Below are 22,874 nucleotides of genomic sequence, written 5' to 3' on the forward strand. Positions count from 1 at the left end.
GGCTCAACCCAGGTCCTGGTCCTTCAGCCAGTCCTCCGCGATGACGGCGGCGGGAAGCTCCTCGCCGACGCTGCGGGCGTTGAGGGCCACGAGGTCCTCGGGCGTCATGGCAGCGCTGACGGAGTCGACGATCTCGGCCGCCTTGCCGTCCACATTGTCGCTCGCCAGCGGGACGACGTGGGAGGCGAGGAAGAGGCCCTTGGTGTCCTCGAGGGAGACCAGGTCGTTCTCGTCGATGGTGGGGTCGGCGGTGTAGATGATCGCCAGCTGGATGTCGCCGTCCTTGAGCGCCTTGACGGTGAGAGAACCGCCGCCGTCCTCGATGGGGGTGAACCCGGCGTCGATCCCGTAGGCCTCCTTCAACCCCTCGGGGCCGTTGGGCCGGTTCTCCGCCTCGGAGTTGGCGCCGAGGGTGAGTGGCTCGGTCACATCGGCGAGGTCGTCGATGGTGGAGAGGTCCCACTGGTCGGCGAACTCCCGCGTCACGGTGTAGGAGTCCTGGTCGGTCGCGGCGGACTGGTCGAGCACGCGGAGCCCGTCGGGAGTGGCCTCCTCCAGTTCGGAGTAGACGTCGTCGGACAGGCGTGCCTCGGTGTCGGCGTCCCAGTACTGGAGCAGGGGTCCGGTGTACTCGGGGAAGAGGTCGATCGACCCCGACTCGATCTCGGGGAGGTAGACCTCGCGCTGCCCGATGCGGAACTGGCGGTCCACGGAGTGCCCCGCGCTCTCGAGCGCCTGCGCGTAGATCTCGGCGATGATCTCGTTGGAGTAGTAGTCCTGCGAACCGATGACGATGGTGTCGCCGTCGCTGTTCCCGCTGGAGAGCGGGTCGCTGTCGGAGCAGCCGGCGAGGGCGAAGAGCGCCGCGGCGCCGATCGCGCCGACGGCCTTGGCTGTGCGTCGGGCCATGGGTGGTTCCTTTCTCGGACGGGTCAGGGCCGGTCCTGTTTCGTTCGGTGCGCGCCGGCGGGATCGGCCAGCCGGGTCCGGGCGATCCGCTGGCAGTAGGAGAGGGCGAGTTCCAGGACCAGGGCGAGGAGGGTCACGAGCAGCGCGCCGCCGAGCATCTCGGCGTAGTCGCGGGACTTGAGCCCCGAGAACAGGTAGCGCCCGAGACCGTAGTCGGAGGTGTAGGCCGCCAGTGTGGCGGTCGCGACGACCTGCAGGGTCGCGGCGCGGATCCCGCCGATGAGGACGGGCAGGGCGAGGGGCACCTCGACTTGGAGGACGACCTGCCTCGGGCTCATGCCGATCGCGCGGGCCGCGGCGGTGGTGGACGGCTCGATGGCCTGGACGCCGGCGTACGCCCCGGCGAGGAGGGACGGGACGGCCAGCACGATGAGCGCCAGCAGGGGCGCGGCCAGGCCGATGCCCAGGGCCAGCCCGAAGAGGGTCAGCAGGCCGAGCGTCGGAATCGCGCGGGCCGCGCCCGTCAGCGCCCCCACGACCCCGGCGCCGCGGCGCGTGTGTCCGATGAGCACTCCGGCCGGCAGCGCGATGAGCGCCGCGATGGCGACGGCCAGTGCGGTGATGTACAGGTGCTGCCCGGTCCGGACGGGAATGCTCCCGTCACCGCTCCACTGTGCGGAGTCGGTGAGCCAGGCGAAGGCGTCGGCGAGCAGGTTCACGGCGACTCCTCGCTCTTGCGGGCCGCGCGGGCCCACGGGGTCAGGACCCGTCCCAGCACGAGGAGGAGGGAGTCCAGCAGCAGAGCCACGATCACCGTGGCGATCACGCCGGTGGCGACCTCGACGGCGATGCCGCGCTGGAAGCCGTCGGTGAGCAGGCTCCCCAGGCTCGGGACGCCGATGAGCGCGCCGATGGTGACCAGCCCGATCGTGGACACCGTGATCACCCGGATCCCCGAGAGCAGCACCGGAATCGCCAACGGCAGGTCCACGCGCCAGAAGACGCTGCGGGGCGAGTGCCCGATCGCCACGGCCGCATAGCGGGTGTGCGCGTCGACCGACCCGAAGGCGTCGGCCGCGGTGCGCACCAGCAGGGCGACGCCGTAGACGGTGAGCGCGACGATCATGGTCGCCTCGGAGCGCAGCGGAATGCCCAGCACGGCGGGAATGATGATCAGCAGCGGCAGGGCCGGGATCGCGTAGAGGAGGGTGGCCGCGCCCAGCAGCGGGCCGCCGATGGCGGGACGGCTGTTGGCGAACCGCCCGATGGGGACGGCGACGAGGACGCTGAGGACGATGGCGGGAACGCTCAGCAGCAGGTGGTCGACCGTCAGATCGAGGACCAGCGGCCAGCTGGAGGACAGCCAGTTCACGGGGACAGCACTCCGACCGGGCGCCCGTCGCCGTCGACGGCGATCGTGCGTCCGTCCACTTTCACCGTGGTGAGGACGTGGTCGGCGCGGTCGGCGCCGATGAAGTCGCGGACGAAGTCATCGGCGGGCTTGGCGAGGATCTCGGTGGGCTTGCCGCGCTGGGCGACCTCGCCGCCCTCGCGCAGGACGACCACTTCGTCGCCCAGGCGGAAGGCCTCGTCGACGTCGTGGGTCACGAAGACGATCGTCTTGTCCAGTTCGGACTGCAGCCGCAGGAGCTCCTCCTGGAGCTCGCGCCGGACGATCGGGTCCACCGCGCCGAACGGCTCGTCCATCAGCAGGATGTTCGGGTTCGACGCCAGCGCCCGGGCCACCCCGACGCGCTGCTGCTGGCCGCCCGAGAGCTGCCCCGGGTAGCGGCGGGCCACGGCGGGATCGAGCCCGACGCGCTCCAGCATTTCCAGAGCGGCGGTGCGGGCCGTGCGGCGCGGCGTGCCGTTGAGGACCGGGACCGTCGCGATGTTGTCCACCACCGTCCGGTGCGGCAGAAGGCCGCCCTGCTGGAGGACGTAGCCGATGGACCGGCGCAGTTCGACGGCGTTGCGCGTTCGCACGTCCTCGTCGTCGATGAGGACCCGCCCGGAGGTCGGGTCGACCATCCGGTTGACCATTCGCAGAAGGGTCGTCTTACCGGACCCCGAGGATCCGACGAGAGCCACGGTGCGGTGGGACGGCACTGTCAGGGAGAACTCGGAGACCGCGGCGGTACCGCCGGGATAGGTCTTCGACACCGACTCGAACTCGATCACCTGGGCTCCTCCGCGACCGGCGCTTCGAACATCCGGCCATTATACATAGTTCCGCCGGGCCCCGGGCCCGTCCTCGGCCATGAGGCGGAAGGCCTCGCGGACCGGCTCCGAGGGCCATTTCGGGCCCAGGCGGATGCGGTCGGTGGCGGCGCGGAACACCAGCGCACGCAGGACCAGCTGCGGCCACGCGGGCTCCGTCGGACGCTCCAAAAGAGACTCATCGGCACCGTGACAGCATACGGCGTCGACGGCGGCGATCGCCTCCGCCCAGGCGGCGGGTCGGAAGTACGGGGACCAGTCGATGACGGCCGGCGGGAGCCCCGGAGAGTAGAGGACGTTGCCGAGCAGGTCGCCGTGGATCGCCTGGGAATCGAGGCCGACCGGCTCGAACCGCTCGACCATCGCGGCCAACAGGCCGTCCTCGGGCGGGCCCTCCTCGCCCCAGGCGATGCGGTCGGACCGGGCCCAGGCATGGTCCCGCTCGATGAGGAAGGCGGGCCGGGCGACGCCCTCCAGGGCATTGTGGAACGCGCGGGACACCGCGAAGGCGTCGAGCGGACGCGTCACATCGGTCTCCCCCGCCACCAGGCCCCAGGCCTCCCAGCCGTCGCGGATCCAGTCGCCGTCCCGGGTCGGGAGCGGCGGGGCGACCCGGAAACCGGGCGATTCCGCGAGTCCGGAGAGGACCTCGGCCCGCCAACGGGTCTCCTCGGCGCAAGCCGCGGGCTTCAGGACCGCGGACCCGCTGAGCCAGGCCTCGCCTTGACCGCCCGGCAGGGCGGACGGCTCCTCGCTCAAGCCGAAGGCGGTGAGCACATCGCGAGCCGGTGGGGAGTTCGACATGGGGGAATCATAGGGCCGGCCGGAGAACCGGGCAAACGCTTTTTCGAGGTCCCGGGCGCGCACAGGAGGCGGCGCGCCCGGGAGGGGCGGGGCCGTCCGTTAGGCGCCCAGAGCGGCCCGCGCCTCGGGCGTGAGCATGCCGATCATGCGCAACCGGGCGATGCCCCCGTCAGGGTAGATGTCCAAATGCGCGTGCGTGGCCGGAGGCATGTCGCGGACCCGGAACCGGTGCAGCCCGTCGGGCTGCACCCGAGTGCGCGGCAGGATGTCGAACCACGCCGAGTCGTCCTCCATGGACTTCCCCGACTCGGCGTCGAAGCCGCGCAGGCGCACCTCCCCGGGCGCGTTGAACTTCATGTGGGAGGTGTCGACCTCGACGACGTCGACGGTGCCGCGCCCGGCCAGGCGCAGCCGCATCCAGTCGTTGCCCTCGCCCCGGCGCCGACCGGTCTCCCAGCCGTCGGCCTGGTGGTTGGCGTGGCCGGGCAGCAGGGTGTTGTTGGCGTCCGAGTAGAAAGTGTTCGACGACTCCAGGCAGCGCCCTCCGCTGGCGACGGCGGCCAGGTCCAGCGGAAGGTCCGCGAACTCCTTGAGGTCCGGCCGGGGCTCGCCGTGGACGCGCAGGCGCGCCACCCCGCCGTCGGGGTGCATGATCAGCCGCACGTGCGTGACGCGCTCGGCCGAGTCGACCGCGAAGGCGTTCTCGGTGTGGCCCTCTATGGGCTCGCGGCTCACCAGCGGCTTCCAGTCGGCCTTGAGCAGTTCCTCGATCGACGGGTAGCCCTCGACGCAGGCGCCCTCGACCGAGCACTGGGGAGGGAAGTTGCCCTTGAAGTAGGCCGTGTCGATGACGACGCCCCGGACCGTCCCCGGCACGCCCAGCCGGATGACGGCGAAGTCGAAGCCGGGCTCGCGGCGGCGCCTCGTCTCCCAGCCGTCGTAGATCTGGCCCTTGTTGCCGAAGTTCTCGGGGACGAACACCGGGTCGGAGGCGCGGATGAGGCACTCCTTCTCGGCGAAGGACTCGTCGTTGGCGTACAGGACCGATCCTCCCAATGCACGGGAGGCGAGGTCGGGGAGTTGGGTGAACATGTCAGTCCTCCTTGGACAGTAGTCGGCCGCGGGGCCGGTCCCCCGCCAGGCGCCCGCGCAGCCAGGTCGCTGTGACCGACCCGGTGAGCTTCGCGCCGTGGTAGGGACTTACGGGATGGCGGTGGAACAGGCGGTGGGTGTCTACGGCCCACTCGTGGTCGGGGTCGAACACGGCGAAGTCGGCGTCCGCGCCGGGTTCGAGGCGCCCCTTGGCGCCGAGCCCGGCGATCCGCGCGGGAGCCGCGGACATCCAGCGGACCACCTCCGAGAGGGAGGCTCCGCGCTCGCGGGCATGGGTCCAGACGGTGCTCAGCCCCGTCTGCAGGGAGGAGATCCCGCCCCACGCGGCGCCGAAGTCGCCCTCCTTGAGCTCGGGCGGGCAGGGCGAGTGGTCGGAGACGACGCAGTCGATCTTGCCCTCCCGCAGCGCCTTCCACAGCCCCTCGCGGTTCTCCTCGTCGCGGATCGGCGGGCAGCACTTGAACTGGGTGGCGGCGTCCGGGACGGCGGCGGCGTCGAGGGTCAGGTAGTGGGGGCAGGTCTCGGCGGTGACGCGCACGCCCTCGGCCCGGGCGTCGGCGACGAGGTCGGCGGTGGCGGCCGCGGAGACGTGGAGGATGTGGACGCGGCAGCCGGTCTCGCGGGCCAGGCCGATGACGCGGGCGACCGCGGAGATCTCGGCGGTGGCCGGCCGCGAGGCGACGAACCCGGCGAAGTCGGCCCCGGCCTCGGGCGAGGAGTCCAGGATGTCGGGGTCCTCGGCGTGGACGATGACGAGGGCGTCGATGGCGGCCGCCTCGGCGAGCGCGGAGCGCAGCTGGTCGGCGGCCAGGGCCGGGAACTCGTCGACGCCGGAGTGCGAGGTGAAGCATTTGAAGCCGTAGACGCCCTTGTCGTGCAGGGCCTTGAGGCGGCCGAGGTTGTGGGGCACGATGCCGCCCCAGAAACCGGTGTCGGCGTGGATCTGCCCGGGGGCGTTGCGGTGCTTGAGGCGCAGCGCGTCGGGGTTGATGGTGGGCGGCAGGGAGTTGAGCGGCATGTCCAGGATGGTCGTGACGCCCCCGTGCACGGCGGCGAGGGTGGCCGTGCGGTAGCCCTCCCAGTGGGTGCGGCCCGGCTCGTTGACGTGCACGTGCGTGTCGACCAGGCCCGGCAGGAGGCAGAGGTCGGCGTAGTCGATGTCCTCGGCGGCGGGGAGGGCGGCGTCGTAGTCGGCCACCGCGGTGATGGCGCCGTCGTCGACGGCTATCGCGGCGGGCGCCTCCCGGTCGGGGAAGACGGTCCGGCGGGAGCGCAGGATCAGGTCGTGGCTCATCGGTTCTCCTGTTCTGACAGGTGGACGGCGATGCGTTCGCCGAGGCGCTCCAGCAGGCCGGCCGCCTCGGCCATGGACTTGTCGGGGTCGGGTTCGAGGTCGGAGAGGGCGAAGACGGCGTCTATCCCGGCCTTCTCGGCGTCGTCGGGGTCGATCTCGCTCACTCCGCAGACGGCGATGACGGGGACGCCGTAGGCGCGGGCGGCGCGGGCGACTCCCATGGGGGCCTTGCCGTGCAGGGTCTGGGCGTCAAGCTTGCCCTCGCCGGTGACCACCAGGCTCGTCCCCGACAGGCGGGAGGCGAAGCCGATGAGGTCGAGCAGCAGGTCGATGCCGGAGACGGCCCGTGCTCCGAGGAAGGCCTGGGCCGCGTAGCCGACTCCACCGGCGGCTCCGGCGCCGCGCTGAGCGGCGCGGTCTATGCCGCACTGGGTCCGGACGAGGTCGGCGTAGTGCGCCAGTCCCGCCTCCAGTTCGCGGACCTGTCCGTCGTCGGCCCCCTTCTGAGGGCCGAAGACGGCGGCGGCGCCCTCGGGGCCGAGCAGCGGGTTGACCACGTCGGAGGCGAGGGTGACGGAGACGTTCGCCCACTCCTCCACCACGGAGGCGGCCTCCACGGTCGCGACGCGGCCCAGTTCGCCGCCGCCGTCGCCGATCTCGGCGCCCTCGGAGTCGAGGAGCCGGACACCGAGGGCCTGCACCATGCCGGCGCCGCCGTCGGTGCAGGCGCTGCCGCCGACGCCGAGGATGATCTCGGTGCAGCCGGCGTCGCGCACGCGCTTGAGCAGTTCGCCGGTTCCCCGGCTGGTGGCTCGCAGGGGCCGCAGCGGTTCGGGGCTCAGCGCCAGCCCGGAGGCCTGGGCCATCTCGACGACGGCCGTCCGCCCCTGGACGGCGACCGCCGCGGTGACGGGCTCGCCGAGCGGTCCGGTCACGATGTGCTCCACCCTGTCGAACCCGGCGGCCACGGCGGCGTCCACGGTGCCGTCGCCGCCGTCGGCCACCGGGAGTTCGGCGGTCTCCCGAGAGGGGTCGGCCCGCCGCAGGCCCCGCGCGAGGTGGCGGGCCACCAGGGAGGCCGGGAGCGATCCCTTGAACTTGTCGGGAGCGATGAGTATGCGGTTCATGAGGACGACCCTTCTAGGAAGTAAGACCGGTTGTGCCGTGCGGCCGGAGCGAGTTGCGTTCCACTCATTACATGATCATTCTTTCGACCCGGCCGCACGGCTTCGCAGCGCTGTCGCGGGCTCTGCGAAAAAAGGCGGTCCGTCCGGGAGCACGGCCGGACCGCCCCGCTCAAGAGGTCAGTCCTCCACGATCTTGTCGATCGAGGCGCCGCGGGCCGTGTTGGCCTCGCGCTCGATCATGATCTCGACGAGGACGGGGCGGCTGGTGGACTGCGCCTCCTTGCGCGCCCAGGCGATCGCGTCGGCGATCTCCTCGGGCCGCGCGACGCGCGTTCCGGAGCAGCCGTAGGACTCCATGAGCTTCACGTTGTCCGTGCCGGCCTCGTCGTAGTGGATGTCGACCTGGTAGTTCATGTCGTAGCCCAGCGAGGCCTGGCGGATGAGGCCGAGGTACTCGTTGTTGATCATGATCAGGACGTAGGGCACGTCGTACTGCGCCGCCACGGCCAGCTCTTCGACCATGAACTGGAAACCGTAGTCGCCGACGATGCCGACGACCTCGGTGTCCCCCTCGCCCTTCGCCTCCAGGGCCTTCTTCACGCCGATGCAGGCGGGGATCTCCCAGCCCAGCGGGCCGGCCTGGCCGCAGACCTGGTAGTGGCGGGGCTTGTACGCCTTCTGGTACATGCCCGACCAGATCTGGTAGAGGCCGATGGCGAGGATGAAGTAGGTCTCGGGGTCGAACGCCTCGTTGATCTCCTTGTAGACGCGGGCCGGGTTGATCGGCACCGAGTCGAAGTCGACCGGGCGGTCCAGCTCGACCTTGAGCTCGTCGACGCGGGAGGTCCAGGCGTCGAACTTCTTGAGCTCGGCGCGGTTCTGCGCCTGCTCCAGCAGTTCGGCCAGGAACAGCTTGGCGTCGGAGACGATGCCGAGGTCGGGCCCGAAGACCTTGCCGATCTGGGTGGGCTCGATGTCCACGTGGATGAACTTGCGGTCCCCGCGGTAGACGTCGAGCTTCCCGGTGTGGCGGTCGCCGAAGCGCGCGCCGACGGCCAGGACGAGGTCGGACTCCAGGAAGGACTGGTTGGCGTACTTCTGGGTCGTCTGCACGCCGGTCATGCCCGCGTTCAGCCGGTGGTCGTCGGGCAGGGAGCCCTTGCCCATCAGCGTCACCTGGACCGGGATGTCCAACAGCTCGGCGACCTGCTTGAGCTCCTCGTCCGCGTCGGAGACGATGACGCCTCCGCCGGCGAGGATGAGCGGCCGCTCGGCCTCCTGGAGCAGTTCCAGCGCCTTGGCCACCGGGGCGGTGCGCGGACGCACCGGGTGGACCGGGAGCGGCTCGTCGATCGAGGAGTCCCACTCGATCTCCTGCGTCTGGACGTTCAGCGGCAGGTCGATGAGGACCGGGCCGGGGCGTCCCTCGCGGGCGACCCGGAAGGCCTCGCGGAAGATCCACGGGATCTGCGCGGCCTCCTTGACCTGCACGGCCCACTTGGTGACCGGCTTGGCGATCTCGACGATGTCGACCGCCTGGAAGGCCTCCTGGTGGAGCTTGTCCGTCGGGGCCTGGCCGGTCAGGCAGATCATCGGGATCGAGTCCGCCTGGGCGGTATAGAGGCCGGTGATCATGTTGGTTCCGGCGGGGCCGGAGGTGCCGATGGCGACGCCGACCTTGCCGTTGGTGCGGGCCCAGCCGTCGGCCATGTGGGTGGCGCCCTCTTCGTGGCGCACGGTCAGGTGGTCGATGCCGCCGTCCTGCTCCATCGCCTTGTACAGGGGAAGGATGGCCGCGCCGGGGCAGCCGAAGGCGATGTCCACGCCTTCGGACTTCATGACCTCGACGGCTGCCGCCATCGCTGGCATTCTAGCCATGGGGTCTCCTTACTTTCCGGCCGCGTCGCGGCCGTTGATGGTCTCGATGACGGCCAGCAGGGCCGAGTGGTCGCGGTCGCCGAGGCCGAGCTTGCGGGCCGAGGCGACCAGTTGGGCGACCTGTCCGGCCAGCGGCAGGGCCACGTCGGCCTTGCGCGCGGACTCGACGATGATGCCCATGTCCTTGTGGTGCAGGTCGATGCGGAATCCGGGGTCGTAGGAGCGCTTGAGGAAGTTCTCCCTCTTGCGCTGCAGGACGGTCGATCCCGCCAGTCCCCCGGCGAGGGCGTCCAGTCCGGACTCGATGTCCACGCCGGCGCCCTCCATGAGGACGATGGCCTCCGCGTTGAGGGCGATGATGCCGCCCACGAGGAGCTGGTTGGCCGCCTTGACGGCCTGGCCGGCCCCGAGCGGTCCGACGTGCGAGATGGTCTTGCCCATGATCTCGAAGTAGGGGCGCGCGGCCTCCACGTCGGCGTCCTCGCCGCCGACCATGATGGACAGCACGGCCTCCTCGGCCCCGGCCTGTCCGCCGGAGACGGGTCCGTCGACGAAGCGCTGGCCCGCGGCCTTGGCGGCCTCGCCGACCTTGACGGAGGTGTCGGGGCGGATGGTGGACATGTCGACCAGGAGGGCGCCCCGGGGCGCGTTGGCGACGACGCCGTCCTCGCCCAGGTAGACGGCCTCCACGTGCGGGTCGGCGGGGACCATGGTGACGACGGCCTCGGCGCCGGAGACGGCCGCGGCGATGGAGTCGGCGCCCTTGGCGCCCTGGGACTCGAGCTTGGCGACGGCGTCCTTGTCGAGGTCGAAGACGGTCACGTCGTGCCCGGCCTTGACGAGGTGTCCGGCCATGGGCGCGCCCATGATGCCCAGTCCGATGAAGCCTACTTTGCTCATTGCTCTCCTCTTTCCGTGTGTGCGAGTCCTATTGGTTCCAGCCGAAGGAGTCGGCCGAGGCGCCGGAGGGCTTGTACTCCAGGCCGACCCAGCCGTCGTAGCCGATCTTCTCCAGGCCCGTGTAGAGCTCGGCGAAGTCGAAGTCGCCGGTGCCGGGTTCGTTGCGCCCGGGCGTGTCGGCGATCTGGACGTGTCCGATCAGGTCCCCGTACCGCGCGAGGACGTCGGCTGTCTTCTCCCCCATGCGGGCGAGGTGGTAGAAGTCGGCCAGGAACGCGAGGTTGGTCTGGCCGGTCTCGGCCGCGACGCGGTCGATGACGTTCTTGACGCCCTGCGAGGACACGATCGGGAAGGTCGGGCTCTCGACGGCGTTGAGGGCCTCGACCAGGACCGTGGCGCCGATGCGCTGGGCGGCCTTGGCGGCGTGTCCGTAGTTGACGACGGCCAGCTCGTCCTGTTCGGAGTCGGCGACGTCGTCGAGGCGGACGCCGTAGAGCGCGTTGAGCTTGGTGGTGCCCAGGCGTTCGGCTATGCCGACGGTGACGTCGATGTTGTCGCGGAACTCCCCGCTGCGTCCGGGGTTGGACAGCAGCCCGCGGAAGCCGCCCGGGATGTCGTCGGCGAAGTTGAGCCCGGTGAGCTCGACTCCGGCGTCCTCGACCGCGGCGATGAACTTCTCGACCTCGGAGTCGGCGGGCACCGACTCGGCGAACGGCCACCAGAACTCGACGCCGTCGAAGCCGGCGGCCTTGGCGGCGGCGGGCCGCTCGAGGACGGGCAGCTCCTGGAACAGGATCGAGCAGTTAACGGTGTACTTCGTCATTTCTTCACTTCCTCCGATTTCAAGGTCTCCAGGTGTCGGTTCCAAGACCCGTGCTCGGACAGGTCGGTCAGGTCGGGGTGCCCCAGCCACTCCTTGCGCAGGATCATGGCGAAGGAGGCGCGCCCGTCGGCGAGTTTGACCGCCCCGAGCTCGAGTTCGACCGGCTCGTTGGGGAGCAGGTCGGCCTCGAGGGTCTCGAGGGGGATGTCGTAGAGCTCGCCGTGGACGGTCTTGCCCTCCTCGGGGGAGGGGGCGGGGATCATGCCGGGGCACTCGTCGCGGATGCCGTAGAAGTGGTAGCGCGGGGCGGAGTCCGCCTCGCCCACGAAGACGGCGTCCTTGAGGTGGTGGTGGAGCGGTCCGCCTCGCATGGCTCCGCCGTTGAGGAACATGTACACCATGGGTGTGCCTCCAGTCTCGTTGTTTTACCGGGTCGGTCCGCGGGCCTACGCCCTTCGGGCGGCGGGCTCGCGGTGGATGGGAGTGTCGGTCTGGGAGAGGGGGCCGCCCGTCGCGCCGTGGCGGTGGGCGGTGATCTCGGCGGCGATCGACAGGGCGGTCTCCTCGGCGGTGCGCCCGCCGAGGTCGAGCCCTATCGGGGAGTGCAGCCGGGACAGTTCCCCATCGGTCATCCCCGCCTCGACGAGGGAGTCGAGCCGCTGGTAGTGCGTGCGGCGCGATCCCATCGCGCCCACGTAGGCCAGCGGCATGCGCAGGGCCCTCTCCAGCAGCGGGATGTCGAACTTCGCGTCGTGCGTGAGGACGCAGACGGCCGTCCGCTCGTCGACCTCGGTGGACTCGAGGTAGCGGTGCGGCCAGTCGACGACGACCTCGTCGGCGTCGGGGAAGCGCGTCTCCGTGGCGAACACGGGCCGCGCGTCGCACACCGTCACCCGGTAGCCGAGGAACGTCCCGACTTTCACGAGCGAGGCGGCGAAGTCGATGGCGCCGAAGATGATCAGCCTCGGCGGCGGGAGGTGGCTCTCGACGGCCACGGTGCCCTCGGGGGCGGTCAGCCGCCCCGACTCGCCGCGGGCCAGCATGGCCGCGACGGTCCCCTCGAGCCCGAGCCGGCCGGCGTCCTCGCGGACGGTGAAGGCCCGGCCGGTCTCGGGGCCGTCGACGTACCGGCAGAGGGCGATGCCCTCGCCGGAGTCGAGCGCGGAGAGGACTTCCCGGTAGGCGACGTCGTCCCCTCCGACCGGGACCACGAGGATCTCGACTTCGCCGCCGCAGGTGAGCCCCACGGCGAACGCGTCCTCATCGGAGTACCCGAAACTCTCCACCCGCGCCCGTCCCGTCTCCAGGACTTCCAGACAGGCTTGGTAGACAGCGCCTTCGACACAGCCGCCGGACACGCCTCCGACGGCGGTGCCCTCCTCGTCCACGGCCAGGGCCGTGCCGAGGGGGCGGGGGGCCGAGCCGCTCACGCCGATGACCGAGGCCAGGGCGAAGCGCTTTCCCTCCGCTCGCCAGGAGGCGAGTTCGGCGGCTATGTCGCGCATGGTGTACTCCTTTGTTCCTAGGCGAAGAGCTTTTCGATGGCGTCGATGCCGAAGTAGGCGAGGAAGACCAGGCCGGTGATCCAGATGATCAAGCCGGGCTCGCGCCACTTGCCGCGCACGACCTTGATGACGATGTAGGAGATGACTCCCGCGCCGACGCCGGCCGTGACGGAGTAGGTGAACGGGGTGATGGCCATGATGAGGAACGCCGGGATGGCGATCTCGGTGTCCTGCCAGTCGATGTGCCGGGCCTGCATGGCCATGAGCCCGCCCACGAGGACCAGCGCCGGGGCGGCGGCCTGCTGCGGGACCACGGCCGCGAGCGGCACGAGGAACATGGTGACTCCGAACATGGCGCCGGAGGTGACGCTGGCCAGCCCGGTGCGGGCGCCGTCGCCGACGCCGGCGGCGGACTCCACGAAGACGGTGTTGGCGCTGGAGGAGGTGACTCCTCCGAAGGCGGCGGCGAACCCGTCGACGGTGAGCGCGGTGCCCACGCCCCTCATCTGGCCGGTCTTCTCGTCGGTCAGCTTGGCCTCCTGGCCGACGGCGATGATGGTGCCCATGGCGTCGAAGAAGCCCGACAGCACCAGCGTGAACAGGAAGACGAACAGGGTGAGGGGCCCGACGGCGGTGATGGCGCCGAAGATGTCGACCTGGCCGAAGAGGCTGAAGTCGGGCAGGGAGACGATCTTGTCGGGCAGGTTGGGGGCCACCAGGCCCCATTCGCCGTCGTCGAGTCCGACCGCCGAGTGGAGGACCATGGCCAGGACGGTGGCGGTCACGATGCCGATGAGGACCGATCCGGGGGTCCTGCGGGACCACAGGGCGATCATGACGAGGAAGCCGACGGCGAAGACCACGATGGGCCAGCCGGTGAGGACGCCGCCGTCGCCCAGGTCGACGGGCTTGCCTTCTCCGGGGGTGACGAAGCCGGCGTTCACCAGGCCGATGAAGGCGATGAACAGTCCCAGGCCGACGCCGATGGCGTGCTTGAGGTCTTTGGGTATGGCCCGCATGATCGCCGTGCGCGCGCCGGAGACGGCGAGGATGACGATGAGGAGGCCTTCGAGGACCACGAGTCCCATGGCCTGGGGCCAGGTCACGTGGGGGACGATCTGGTAGGCCAGGACGGCGTTGACCGTCAGGGCCGCCGCCAGCGCGAGCGGGACCCTTCCGATGACGCCCATGGCGAGGGTGGCGATGCAGGCGGAGAACGCGGTCATGGTCGTGACGCCGACGACCGAGAGCTGCTCTCCGTTGACGTCCGTCGCTCCGGAGAGGATCAACGGGTTGAGGATGACGATGTAGGCCATCGCCATGAAGGTGGTCAGTCCACCGCGGACTTCGGTAGCCACCGTGCTGCCGCGCTCGGTGATGGAGAACCAGCGGTCGACGAGTCCTCTCGGTGACTCGCCGCGCGGCTCGTCCGGAGCCTGGCGGTCGGTCTCGGTAGTGGCCATTTCTTAAACTCCCACTTTTGGTTGTTCGTCAAGGACAAGGAGACGGACGGGGCGAGCGGGAACAAGTCCCCTCCGCCTCTGGGCGGGCGGGGTGCCGGAGCGGACCGGGCACCCCGCCCGCGGGGTGCGCTGGAGATGAGTCCAGCGGGCTATGCGGTTGTCACGTACCGGTCAGGTGTTCGGGCCGGATCGGTACTCGGGTGAGGTCCTTACCCGAGGCGTCGCGGATGGCGGCCGCGATCGCCGGGGTCGAGGACAGGGTCGGCGGTTCGCCGGCGCCGCGCAGCCCGTAGGGGGCGTGCGGGTCGGCGTTCTCGAGGATCTCGATGCGCATCGGCGGCATGTCGGCGATGGTCGGGATGAGGTAGTCGGTGAACGACGGGTTGCGGACCAGTCCGTCCTTGACCTGGATCTCCTCCATGAGCGCGAGGCCGAGGCCCTGCGCGGTGCCGCCGTGGATCTGGCCCTCGAGCGAGAGCCGGTTGAGGATCTTGCCGACGTCCTGCACCGCCTGCAGTTCGACGACCTTGACCAGGCCCAGTTCCACGTCGACGTCCACGATGGCGCGGTGGACGCAGACGGCGAGCTGCGTGTGGCTGGCGCCCTGTCCGGTCTCCGGGTCCATGGGCTCGGTCTTGCGGTGGTGGAACTCGCGGACCTCCTCGACCGGCGACTCGAGCACGGAGGCCAGGTCGGAGACGACCTCTCCCTCCGGGTCGAGGATCTTGCCGTCCTTCAGGACGATCGAGTCGACGGACCTGCCCAGCCGGTCGGCCACCGCGTCGCGGACCGCCTCGCAGGCGGTCTTGACCGCGCCGCCGGTCATGTAGGACTGGCGGGAGGCCGACGAGGAACCGCCGGAGCCGACGTTGAGGTCGGAGGGCAGCATGGTGACCTGCTCGACGCCCAGCTCGGTCCGGGCGATCTGGGCCAGAATGGTGATCAGGCCCTGCCCCACCTCGGCGGCGGCGGTGTGGACCGACGCGGCCGGCTCGCCGTTGATCAGCTCCAGGCGGACCCGCGCCGTGGAGTAATCGTCGAAGCCCTCGGAGAAGCAGATGTTCTTGATGCCCACGCCGTAGCCGATGCCGCGGCGCACGCCCTCGCCGTGCGAGGTGTTGCCGAGGCCTCCGGGGAGGTCGTAGCGCTCGAACTCGCCCTCGTCCCGTTCGGGCGGCAGCGGCATGGCCTCCAGCCGGTCGAGCATCTCCGCCAGCGGCGTCGGCGCGTCGAGGACCTGCCCGGTGGCGATCTTCGAGCCTTCGGACACGGCGTTGATCTGGCGGAACTTCACGGGGCTCATGCCCAGCGCGTCCGCCATCTTGTCCATCATGGACTCGTAGGCGTAGCAGGCCTGCACCGCGCCGAAGCCGCGCATGGCGCCGCAGGGCGGGTTGTTGGAGTAGGTCCCGTAGGCGATCAGGTCGATGTTCGGCACCACGTAGGGGCCGATGCCGAGCGACGCCGCGCCGGGAACGACGTTCGGAGTCGCCGAGGCGTAGGCGCCGCCGTCGAGAACGATCTCGACCCGGGCGTACAGGAGCTTGCCGTCCTTGTCGGCGCCGTACTCGTACTTCATCTGCGCCGGGTGGCGGTGCACGTGGCCGTAGAAGGACTCCTCGCGGTTGTACATCATCTTCACCGGCTTGCCGATCCGCATGGCCAGCAGCGCCGCGTGGATCTGGCAGGAGATGTCCTCTCTGCCGCCGAACGCGCCGCCGACGCCCGAGAGCGTCATGCGGATCTTGTCCTCCGGGAGGTCCAGCACGGGAGCCATCTGCCAGAGGTCCCAGTGCAGCCACTGGGTCGAGACGTACAGGTCCACGCCGCCGTCCTCGGCCGGAACGGCCAGGGCCGACTCCGGCCCCAGGAACGCCTGGTCCTGCATGCCGACCTCGAACTTCTCCGAGACGACCACGTGGGCCCCGGCCTTGGCCCCCTCCACGTCGCCGACCTTGACCGGCTGGGCGCGGACGATGTTGCCGTGCTCGTGGAGCTTCGGTCCGCCCTTCTCCCCCAGGGGATCGGCGATCGCCTGGTAGGGGTCCTTCAGGGGCTCGAGCACCTCGTACTCGACCTCGATGAGTTTGAGGGCCTGGCGGGCGGTCTCGGGGTGGTCGGCGGCCAGCACCGCCACCGGCTCGCCCTTGTAGCGGACCACGTTCTCTGCCAGCACCGGCTGGTCGTGGTGGTCGAGCCCGTGAATGTTCTCACCGGGGATGTCCTCGGCGGTCAGGACGGCGCGGACGCCGTCCATCTTGAGCGCCGGACCTATGTCGATGGACTTGATCTCTGCGTACGGATGCGGGCTGCGCAGGGTCGCGCCCCAGACCATGCCGTCCATCCACATGTCCGACGAGTAGCCGAACTCGCCGCGGACCTTCTGGCGGCCGTCGGGACGCAGCGGGCTGTCGCCCACTCCCCCGCCGCGGACGTTCTGGGAAACCGGTGCGGGACTGCGGAGAGGAGAGCTCATCATCGTCCTCCGTTCGTGATCTTGAGGTGGACGCGGCGCGCCTCGCGCGCCAGCTCCGCCTCGTCGGCCTTGAGCAGGCTGCCCTCGGAGACGATCCGGTCGCCGCCGACGGTCAGGAGTTTCAGCGGGGCGGGGGCGCCGAGGACCAGCGCGACGACGGGGTCGACGATGTCGGCGTGGGCCAGACCGTCGAGCTGCCAGAGAGCGATGTCGGCCATCTTGCCGACCTCCAGCGATCCGATCTCGTCCTGGCGGCCCAGCACTCGCGCGCCGCCGATGGTGGCCATCTCGAGGGACTGCCGGCAGGTCATCGCGTCCGGCCCGTTCTTCTGGCGGGCGGTGTAGACGGCCTGGCGCATCTCCTCGACCAGCATGTTGGACTCCTGGCTGGCCGCGCCGTCCACGCCGAGCCCGACGGGGACGTTCGCCTGCAGGAGCCGCGGCATGTCCGCCAGGCCGGTGCCCAGCCGCGCGTTGGAGCTCGGGCAGTGCGCCGCCCCGGTACCGGTGGCGCCCATGAGCTTCACGGCGTTGTCCGAGAGGTGGACGGCGTGGGCGTACCACACGTCGTCGCCGACCCAGCCGAGCGACTCCATGTACTCCACGGGGTCGCAGCCGTGGGTCCTCTGGCAGAACTCCTCCTCGTCCAGCGACTCGCACAAGTGCGTGTGGAGCCGGACGCCCTTGCGTCGGGCCAGTTCGGCGCTCTTCTCCAGCAGCTCGCTGGAGACCGAGAACGGAGAGCACGGAGCCACGTCGACCCTCAGCATCGAGCCGAAGGACGAGTCGTGATACCGGTCGATGGCCTCCTCTGTGGACGAGAGGGCCTCGTCGAGCGACTCGACGATCCGGTCGGGCGGGAGCCCGCCCTGGGACTCGCCGCGGTCCATCGACCCCCGTGTCGCGTGGAAGCGCAGGCCGCTGGCGCGGGCCGACTCGATCCACGCCTCGGTTATCTCCTCGCGCTGCCCGCGCGGGAAAACGTAGTGGTGGTCGGAGCTGGAGGTGCATCCGGTCAGCGCCAACCACCCGAGACCGCCCCGTACCGCCGTGGAGACCCACTCCGCGTCCAGTCGACCCCAAACGGGGTACAGGGCGGTCAGCCATTGGAAGAGCGTGTGGTCGTACGCCATGCCCCTGGTCACCCACTGGTACAGGTGGTGGTGGGTGTTGACCAGGCCCGGCGTGGCGAAGCAGCCCTCGCCGTCCACGCGCTCTGTCGGGATGTCGTCGGAGTACGCCGGCGCCCGGCCCTCTCCGACCGCCGTGATCCTGCCGTCCTCGACGACCACGTGCCCCGAGGCGTACTCGTTGCGCGCGGCGTCGACGGTGGCGATCGCGGCGTTGTCGATCACAAGTCTCTTACTCATCGCCCCTCCTCGCGGCGGCGAGGCGGACGGCGTCGAGGATCTTCTCGTATCCGGTGCAGCGGCACAGGTTGCCCGCCAGCGCCTCCCGGATCTCCGAGTCGCTCGGGTCCGGCTCGCGCTCGATCAGCTCCCCGGCCTGCATCAGCAGGCCCGGGGTGCAGAAACCGCACTGCACGGCGCCGGCGTCCACGAAGGCCGACTGAATCGCGGAGAAGTCCTTCCCCTCGGGGGCCAGCCCCTCCACGGTGCGGACCTCGCGCCCCTCGGCCTGCCCGGCGGCCACCAGACAGGAGCACACGGGGCTGCCGTCCAGATAGACGGTGCAGGAACCGCACTCGCCCTGTTCGCAGGCGTTCTTCGAACCCGGGAAGCCGAGGCGCTCGCGCAGCACGTGCAGCAGGCTCTCGCCGGCCCACACGTCGTCGGCGGAGACTTCCTCCCCGTTCACCTTGGTGTTCAGTCGCATTGGTATTCCTTCCACGCCCAGCCGAGAGCGCGGCGGGCGACAGTGGCCAGGGCGTGGAGCCGGTAGGCGGCCGATCCACGCACGTCGTCGATGGGGCTGGCGGCGGAGGACACCAGCTCGCCGAAGCGGCGGGCCAGCTCCTCGTCCAGGTCGCCCCGCGTCTCCCACGGCAGCTCCCTCTCCAGGAGCTCTTCGGCCTCGCGGGCCCTCCTCGGGGTCGGGGCCGCCGATCCGACGCCGGTGCCCACCGCGCGGTTCCCCGTGTCCAGGGCGATGGCGAAGGCGCACACGGCGATCACCATGGCGTTGCGGGTGCCGATCTTGGAGAACTGCTGCGGACCGCGCTTCTCCGGGACCAGTACCGCCGTGATCAGCTCGTTCGGCTCGAGGACGCTGCGCTTCACTCCGGTGAAGAAGTCCTCTGCCTTGACGGTCCTCTTGCCGTTCGTGCTGGCCAGCTCTATCTCGGCGCCCACCGCCAGGAGCGGCGGGTGGCCGTCGCCGGCCGGGGAGGCGGCGCCCAGGTTTCCGCCGAGCGAGCCGCGATTGCGGATCTGCGGGGAACCGACGGTCCGGGCGGCCTGCGCGAGGCCGGGGAGGCGGTCGCCCAGCTCCTCGATGATCCGGACGTACGGGAGGGTGGCCCCGATGCGGACCACGCCGTCCTCGACGCTCCAGTACTCCAGTTCCTTGACGCCGTTGAGGTCCATCAGGGACTCGGGGCGGTGGACGTCGAAGTTCATCTCGACCATCACGTCCGTCCCTCCCGACACGGGAACGGTGCCGGGGTGGCTCGCCTTCGTCTCCAGCGCTTCCGCCAGGCTGTTCGGGCGGTGGAAGTCCATGCTCATCGGCGCTCCACCGTCCCTTCGATGAGGCCGTACGGGCGGTCGGCGGCGAAGAAGACCAGGCCGGGGTTGTCCAGTTCGAACGGCTCCAGGTCCACCAGGAAGTGGTGCTTGTTCGGCAGCGTCAGGGTCACTCGGTCCACTTGCGGCAGGACCTCGATGACCTTGGCCCCCATCGCGTAGAGAGTCTGCTGGAGGGAGAGGGAGTAGGTGTCGCGGAAGGCCTCGATCAATGCCGTTCGGGCCGCCGTGTAGGCCTTGTTCCAATCCACGTCGGTCTCGGAGAAGTGCCAATCGGCCGTGACCGCGGTGGCGAGGATGCGGTCGGTGGCCGGGGCCAGAGTCGTGTATTCGTCCACTATGTATCCGGTGAACTCGGAGTCGGTGGAGTTGAGGACCAGCAGGTCCCTCAGGCCCACCGTCACGTCGGGCCTCCCGTTCTCGTAGACCACGGTGGCCTGCTTGTGCTCGCCGCCGTCGCCGCGGCTGAAGGTGTGGTCGCCGTGCCGGGTCCAGGTGTACTCCTGCAGCGTCACGGTGGCCCGGTCGATGGACTCCTGCGACCCCGTGAAGTGCTCACCGAGGCGCGCGCCGAACTCCTCGGCGCTCTCGATGCCGTCCCGGGCGAAGGCGAAGACGGTGTTCTTCTGGGTGTCGGTCGGGAGTACCTTGTCGTTGGCGCCGGTCAGGTGCGTGTCGTCCAGGTCGCCCGCGAGCGCCACGCTCACGTTGAGGTCGACGATCTCGTGGCGTTCGCTGTCGCGCACCACGCGGACCACGCGCGTCTCGGCTTTCCCGTATCGGTTGGATCCGAGCTCGATAGCCATTGTTAACTTCCTCTGTATGTCGAAAAGGCGAAGGGGCTGGCCAGGAGCGGGACGTGGTAGTGGGCGGCGGCGTCGTCCACAGTGAACGTCACCGTCACCTCGGGGTAGAAGGTGTCGACTCCCTTGGCCTTCCAGTAGTCGCCCGTGGCGAACTCGAGGCGATACCGTCCTTCGTGGAGGTCCCATCCCTTGAGGCGGCCGTCCGCGTCGGTCCGTCCGGAGGCGACCTGTTCGTACGCGCCGTCCTCGAGGCGGTAGAGCCGCAGGCGGACTCCCTCGGCGGGACCGCCGGCCACGGCGTCGAGCACGTGGGTGGAGAAGCTCATTCGGTCACCAGCTTTCCTACTCGCAGTTGGACTATCTTCCGCAGTTCCGAGGCGGTCTCGGCGGCCTCCTCGGCCGCTCCGTTGCGGAGGCGGCGCTTCGCCTCGGCGAGGATCGTCTCGGAGTCCAGCCCGGTGGCGCATATGAGGAACACCTGCCCGAACTTCTCGCGGTACTCGGCGTTGGCCTCGGCCAGCTCGCCCTTGACCCGCTGGTCCGAGGACTGCGCGGCGCTCTGCTCGCCGCGCGACCAGGCGGACTCGGTGTCCCGCTCCTCGGCCCGGGTGCCGATCTCGGGGTGCGCCTTGACGGCCAAGTCGATCTGGTCGGCGTCGAGCTCGGCATAGGCCCGGTCGCTGAAGTCCAGGAGCCGATCGAGGCTCTCGAAAGGACGGGCCTCGCCGACCGCGTCGGCCCATTCGGGCGAGGCGCAGCAGGCCAGGAGCTCGGCCCGCGCCGTCGGGGCTTCCAGCCCGTTGAACTCAGCCAGCGTCCACATGTCTCACCTCCACTTCGTCGTGCAAGTCCCTGGGCGGGCCTTGGCGATGTCGAAACCTTAGACGCCTGTTCGAAGGGCCTTCAACTGTCGAGGCCCACGAAAAACGTCGATGCGCGACCGTCGATATTTGGAGGATCACCCAAGACCCGGCCCACGGCACCTTCTGTTAACCTCATGACCACCACCAGTGGGAGGAGGCACTCATGGATCTGAACGCGCTGCTCCAGACGAAGGAGCTCGGGCTGTCGCTACTGCACGGCAAGACCCACCTGGCGCGGAGTATCCGCTGGGTGGTGCCCACGGACCTGAACGATCCCCGGCGCTACCTGTCCGGTGGAGAACTCGTTCTGACCGGCATGCTCTGGCGCAAGGGCCCGGAATCGACCGATACATTCGTTCGAAACCTGTCCGAGGCCAATGTGGCCGCCCTCGGCGCCGGCGATCCCGACATGGACTCCATCCCCGAGGACCTCATCGAGGCCTGCCGGCGTCATGACCTGCCGCTATTCGCCGTCGACCCGTCGGTGGCCTTCGCGACGATCACCGAGCACGTCGTCCAGCGCCTCTCCGCGCACCGCTCCGGCGGCATGGCCACGGTCCTCGAAAGGCACCGCCAGCTCATGGCCTCCGGCGGCGGCCTGATGGACGTGCTCAACCTGGTGCACCGCGAAGTGGGCTTCTCCTGCCACCTGATCTCCCCGACCGGCCGCCTGCTCAAGTCCTCCGACCCGCACCTCGCCCCCGACGAGGGCGAACGCCGCCACCTGGCCGAACGCCTGCTCAGGGGGCACGGACGCACCCGGCGGATCCGCCTCGACCGGCAGCGCAGCTACTCGGCGTTCACCATCGGCGCGTCTCCGCACACCGGATGGTTCCTGCTGGTGGAGGACGACCACACCTCCTGGCTGCCCGAACGCCAGGCCGTCGCCGACGAGCTGACCGCGCTGATCGGACTCGAGCTCGGGCGGGTGCTGCGCCGGCCCTCCACCGACACCGAGCTCATCACCGCCGTCGACACCGGCGCGAGCGTGCAGTCGCTCTCCAGCCTCTGCGTGCAGGCCGGCCTGGACCCCAAGAGGCCGATGGCCATCTCGGTCGTGCGGGCCGAGCCCGACCTGGCCTCGGCCGCCGTGGCCGAGCTGATCGCCCCCTCCGCCCACCGCACCGTCTGGGGCCCTACCGCCGACGGCGTGCTCGCCGTGTCCACCGTCGACGACGAGTACGAGAAGATGCTGGGCAACGTCAATCTGGCGGCGCCGTCATTCTCGCTCGGATTGAACGACTCCCGCATTGCGATCGGGGTGTCCGGGCCGGTCACCGCCCTGGAGGGCGTCGCCGGGTCCCTGTCCGAGGCGCGCCACGCCTGCACCATCTCCACCGCCCGCAGCGGGCGGATCGAGGTGGCGCACCGCGGGGAGCTGACCAGCCACGTCCTGCTCCTCTCGGCGCTGCCCGACGACCTCAAGCGCGAGTACACGGAGCGCACCCTGGGGCCGCTCGTGGACTACGACCAGAAGCACCAGTCGGACCTGGTCGCGACCCTGGAGACCTTCCTCGGCAACGGCGGGTCCTGGAGCCAGGCCGCCGGAAAGCTCCACCTGCACGTGAACACCCTCCGCTACCGGATCGAACGCGTCGAGCAGCTGACCGGCCGCGATCTGAGCAACCTCGGCGACCGTGTGGACCTGTTCCTGGCCCTTCGCCTGCGGTGACGCCGGACCCGCCCGCAAGTGGGCTCCACCCGGCGCCCCAGTGGCCGGACCCGTACCGGCCGCTCCGCAGTGACCGGGACCCGTGGCGGGACCCGTGCCAGAGCACGCCCATCCCCAGACGTTTCCGCTGGTCCCGGACGCCGAATCCAGGCCGCGTCCGGCGATGTGACTCGCGCTCCCGGACGGTCCGGCACCCGCCCACCACGTTTTGCCGCCGTACGCAACCCGCAGCCGTCTGTAGTTTTCTCCAAACGGTCTCGCTCGACGGGAGTTCCGGCGGCCGTCCGCGCCCGGTCGGCGGCGGTTCACTTCTCCG

Annotated in this window: 22 protein-coding genes; 1 reads left to right on the forward strand and 21 read right to left on the reverse strand. The window is 70.2% G+C overall.

Annotated elements, in window-relative coordinates; translation table 11 throughout:
- Positions 1-3 precede the first annotated feature (3 nt).
- The 21 genes from ACFTE1_RS11430 to uraD form a co-directional block, all read right to left on the reverse strand.
- Complete coding sequence (locus ACFTE1_RS11430) at positions 4-909, reverse strand: ABC transporter substrate-binding protein (protein WP_380624979.1); 906 nt, start codon at positions 907-909, stop codon at positions 4-6.
- 23 nt (positions 910-932) lie between these two features.
- Entirely contained in the window at positions 933-1,628 is a 696-nt protein-coding gene (locus ACFTE1_RS11435) for an ABC transporter permease (RefSeq protein ID WP_380624977.1), read from the reverse strand.
- Positions 1,625-2,281 (reverse strand): ABC transporter permease, encoded by a 657-nt coding sequence (locus ACFTE1_RS11440; RefSeq protein WP_380624975.1) that lies wholly within the window; start codon positions 2,279-2,281, stop codon positions 1,625-1,627. Before ACFTE1_RS11440 ends, ACFTE1_RS11435 begins: the two co-directional genes overlap by 4 nt.
- Positions 2,278-3,090 carry an ABC transporter ATP-binding protein gene (locus ACFTE1_RS11445; protein ID WP_380624973.1) on the reverse strand — a complete coding sequence of 271 codons (813 nt, stop codon included), beginning with the start codon at positions 3,088-3,090 and terminating at the stop codon, positions 2,278-2,280. Before ACFTE1_RS11445 ends, ACFTE1_RS11440 begins: the two co-directional genes overlap by 4 nt.
- 39 nt (positions 3,091-3,129) lie before the next feature.
- Positions 3,130-3,933, reverse strand: a complete 804-nt coding sequence (locus ACFTE1_RS11450) for a TIGR02569 family protein (RefSeq protein ID WP_380624971.1) — start codon at positions 3,931-3,933, stop codon at positions 3,130-3,132.
- Positions 3,934-4,032: 99 nt separating this feature from the next.
- Positions 4,033-5,025, reverse strand: a complete 993-nt coding sequence (gene alc, locus ACFTE1_RS11455; RefSeq protein WP_380624969.1) for an allantoicase — start codon at positions 5,023-5,025, stop codon at positions 4,033-4,035.
- A 1-nt stretch (position 5,026) separates the two neighbouring features.
- Complete coding sequence (allB, locus tag ACFTE1_RS11460; RefSeq protein WP_380624967.1) at positions 5,027-6,340, reverse strand: allantoinase AllB; 1,314 nt, start codon at positions 6,338-6,340, stop codon at positions 5,027-5,029.
- Entirely contained in the window at positions 6,337-7,467 is a 1,131-nt protein-coding gene (locus tag ACFTE1_RS11465) for a glycerate kinase (protein ID WP_380624965.1), read from the reverse strand. Before ACFTE1_RS11465 ends, allB begins: the two co-directional genes overlap by 4 nt.
- Positions 7,468-7,644: 177 nt before the next feature.
- Complete coding sequence (gene gcl, locus ACFTE1_RS11470; RefSeq protein ID WP_380624963.1) at positions 7,645-9,345, reverse strand: glyoxylate carboligase; 1,701 nt, start codon at positions 9,343-9,345, stop codon at positions 7,645-7,647.
- 9 nt (positions 9,346-9,354) lie between these two features.
- On the reverse strand, positions 9,355-10,245 hold the full coding sequence (locus ACFTE1_RS11475) for a 2-hydroxy-3-oxopropionate reductase (RefSeq protein WP_380624961.1): 891 nt from the start codon (positions 10,243-10,245) through the stop codon (positions 9,355-9,357).
- A gap of 28 nt (positions 10,246-10,273) precedes the next feature.
- On the reverse strand, positions 10,274-11,068 hold the full coding sequence (locus ACFTE1_RS11480) for a hydroxypyruvate isomerase family protein (protein ID WP_380624959.1): 795 nt from the start codon (positions 11,066-11,068) through the stop codon (positions 10,274-10,276).
- A complete protein-coding gene (locus ACFTE1_RS11485; RefSeq protein ID WP_380624957.1) occupies positions 11,065-11,469 on the reverse strand; it encodes an allophanate hydrolase-related protein in 405 nt (134 codons plus the stop codon). The genes ACFTE1_RS11480 and ACFTE1_RS11485 overlap by 4 nt, the downstream gene beginning before the upstream one ends.
- 45 nt (positions 11,470-11,514) lie before the next feature.
- Positions 11,515-12,573 (reverse strand): XdhC family protein, encoded by a 1,059-nt coding sequence (locus ACFTE1_RS11490; protein WP_380624955.1) that lies wholly within the window; start codon positions 12,571-12,573, stop codon positions 11,515-11,517.
- Between the two features lie 17 nt (positions 12,574-12,590).
- Positions 12,591-14,036, reverse strand: coding sequence for an NCS2 family permease (locus ACFTE1_RS11495; protein WP_380624953.1), 1,446 nt, complete (start codon positions 14,034-14,036; stop codon positions 12,591-12,593).
- 160 nt (positions 14,037-14,196) lie between these two features.
- Positions 14,197-16,512, reverse strand: a complete 2,316-nt coding sequence (gene pucD / locus ACFTE1_RS11500; protein ID WP_380624951.1) for a xanthine dehydrogenase subunit D — start codon at positions 16,510-16,512, stop codon at positions 14,197-14,199.
- Positions 16,512-17,882, reverse strand: coding sequence for an 8-oxoguanine deaminase (locus tag ACFTE1_RS11505; protein ID WP_380624949.1), 1,371 nt, complete (start codon positions 17,880-17,882; stop codon positions 16,512-16,514). The genes pucD and ACFTE1_RS11505 overlap by 1 nt, the downstream gene beginning before the upstream one ends.
- Positions 17,875-18,348 carry a (2Fe-2S)-binding protein gene (locus ACFTE1_RS11510; protein ID WP_380624947.1) on the reverse strand — a complete coding sequence of 158 codons (474 nt, stop codon included), beginning with the start codon at positions 18,346-18,348 and terminating at the stop codon, positions 17,875-17,877. Before ACFTE1_RS11510 ends, ACFTE1_RS11505 begins: the two co-directional genes overlap by 8 nt.
- Entirely contained in the window at positions 18,339-19,193 is an 855-nt protein-coding gene (locus ACFTE1_RS11515) for an FAD binding domain-containing protein (RefSeq protein WP_380625070.1), read from the reverse strand. The genes ACFTE1_RS11510 and ACFTE1_RS11515 overlap by 10 nt, the downstream gene beginning before the upstream one ends.
- 2 nt (positions 19,194-19,195) lie before the next feature.
- On the reverse strand, positions 19,196-20,023 hold the full coding sequence (gene pucL, locus ACFTE1_RS11520; protein ID WP_380624945.1) for a factor-independent urate hydroxylase: 828 nt from the start codon (positions 20,021-20,023) through the stop codon (positions 19,196-19,198).
- 2 nt (positions 20,024-20,025) lie between these two features.
- A complete protein-coding gene (gene uraH / locus ACFTE1_RS11525; RefSeq protein WP_380624943.1) occupies positions 20,026-20,349 on the reverse strand; it encodes a hydroxyisourate hydrolase in 324 nt (107 codons plus the stop codon).
- Positions 20,346-20,846 carry a 2-oxo-4-hydroxy-4-carboxy-5-ureidoimidazoline decarboxylase gene (uraD, locus tag ACFTE1_RS11530; protein WP_380624941.1) on the reverse strand — a complete coding sequence of 167 codons (501 nt, stop codon included), beginning with the start codon at positions 20,844-20,846 and terminating at the stop codon, positions 20,346-20,348. The genes uraH and uraD overlap by 4 nt, the downstream gene beginning before the upstream one ends.
- Before the next feature lie 203 nt (positions 20,847-21,049).
- Between uraD and ACFTE1_RS11535 the strand changes: the two genes are divergently transcribed.
- Positions 21,050-22,558, forward strand: coding sequence for a PucR family transcriptional regulator (locus ACFTE1_RS11535; protein ID WP_380624939.1), 1,509 nt, complete (start codon positions 21,050-21,052; stop codon positions 22,556-22,558).
- Positions 22,559-22,874 lie beyond the last annotated feature (316 nt).

The organism is Salininema proteolyticum, from assembly GCF_042685645.1.
Lineage (GTDB): Bacteria > Actinomycetota > Actinomycetes > Mycobacteriales > Micromonosporaceae > Salininema > Salininema proteolyticum.

Coding starts and splice junctions, on each gene's coding strand:
- ACFTE1_RS11430 (WP_380624979.1), bottom strand. CDS start 909: ATGGCCCGACGCACAGCCAAGGCCGTCGGCGCGATCGGCGCCGCGGCG.
- ACFTE1_RS11450 (WP_380624971.1), bottom strand. CDS start 3,933: ATGTCGAACTCCCCACCGGCTCGCGATGTGCTCACCGCCTTCGGCTTG.
- alc (WP_380624969.1), bottom strand. CDS start 5,025: ATGTTCACCCAACTCCCCGACCTCGCCTCCCGTGCATTGGGAGGATCG.
- allB (WP_380624967.1), bottom strand. CDS start 6,340: ATGAGCCACGACCTGATCCTGCGCTCCCGCCGGACCGTCTTCCCCGAC.
- ACFTE1_RS11465 (WP_380624965.1), bottom strand. CDS start 7,467: ATGAACCGCATACTCATCGCTCCCGACAAGTTCAAGGGATCGCTCCCG.
- gcl (WP_380624963.1), bottom strand. CDS start 9,345: ATGGCTAGAATGCCAGCGATGGCGGCAGCCGTCGAGGTCATGAAGTCC.
- ACFTE1_RS11475 (WP_380624961.1), bottom strand. CDS start 10,245: ATGAGCAAAGTAGGCTTCATCGGACTGGGCATCATGGGCGCGCCCATG.
- ACFTE1_RS11480 (WP_380624959.1), bottom strand. CDS start 11,068: ATGACGAAGTACACCGTTAACTGCTCGATCCTGTTCCAGGAGCTGCCC.
- ACFTE1_RS11485 (WP_380624957.1), bottom strand. CDS start 11,469: ATGGTGTACATGTTCCTCAACGGCGGAGCCATGCGAGGCGGACCGCTC.
- ACFTE1_RS11490 (WP_380624955.1), bottom strand. CDS start 12,573: ATGCGCGACATAGCCGCCGAACTCGCCTCCTGGCGAGCGGAGGGAAAG.
- ACFTE1_RS11495 (WP_380624953.1), bottom strand. CDS start 14,036: ATGGCCACTACCGAGACCGACCGCCAGGCTCCGGACGAGCCGCGCGGC.
- pucD (WP_380624951.1), bottom strand. CDS start 16,512: ATGAGCTCTCCTCTCCGCAGTCCCGCACCGGTTTCCCAGAACGTCCGC.
- ACFTE1_RS11505 (WP_380624949.1), bottom strand. CDS start 17,882: ATGAGTAAGAGACTTGTGATCGACAACGCCGCGATCGCCACCGTCGAC.
- ACFTE1_RS11510 (WP_380624947.1), bottom strand. CDS start 18,348: ATGCGACTGAACACCAAGGTGAACGGGGAGGAAGTCTCCGCCGACGAC.
- ACFTE1_RS11515 (WP_380625070.1), bottom strand. CDS start 19,193: ATGGACTTCCACCGCCCGAACAGCCTGGCGGAAGCGCTGGAGACGAAG.
- pucL (WP_380624945.1), bottom strand. CDS start 20,023: ATGGCTATCGAGCTCGGATCCAACCGATACGGGAAAGCCGAGACGCGC.
- uraH (WP_380624943.1), bottom strand. CDS start 20,349: ATGAGCTTCTCCACCCACGTGCTCGACGCCGTGGCCGGCGGTCCCGCC.
- uraD (WP_380624941.1), bottom strand. CDS start 20,846: ATGTGGACGCTGGCTGAGTTCAACGGGCTGGAAGCCCCGACGGCGCGG.
- ACFTE1_RS11535 (WP_380624939.1), top strand. CDS start 21,050: ATGGATCTGAACGCGCTGCTCCAGACGAAGGAGCTCGGGCTGTCGCTA.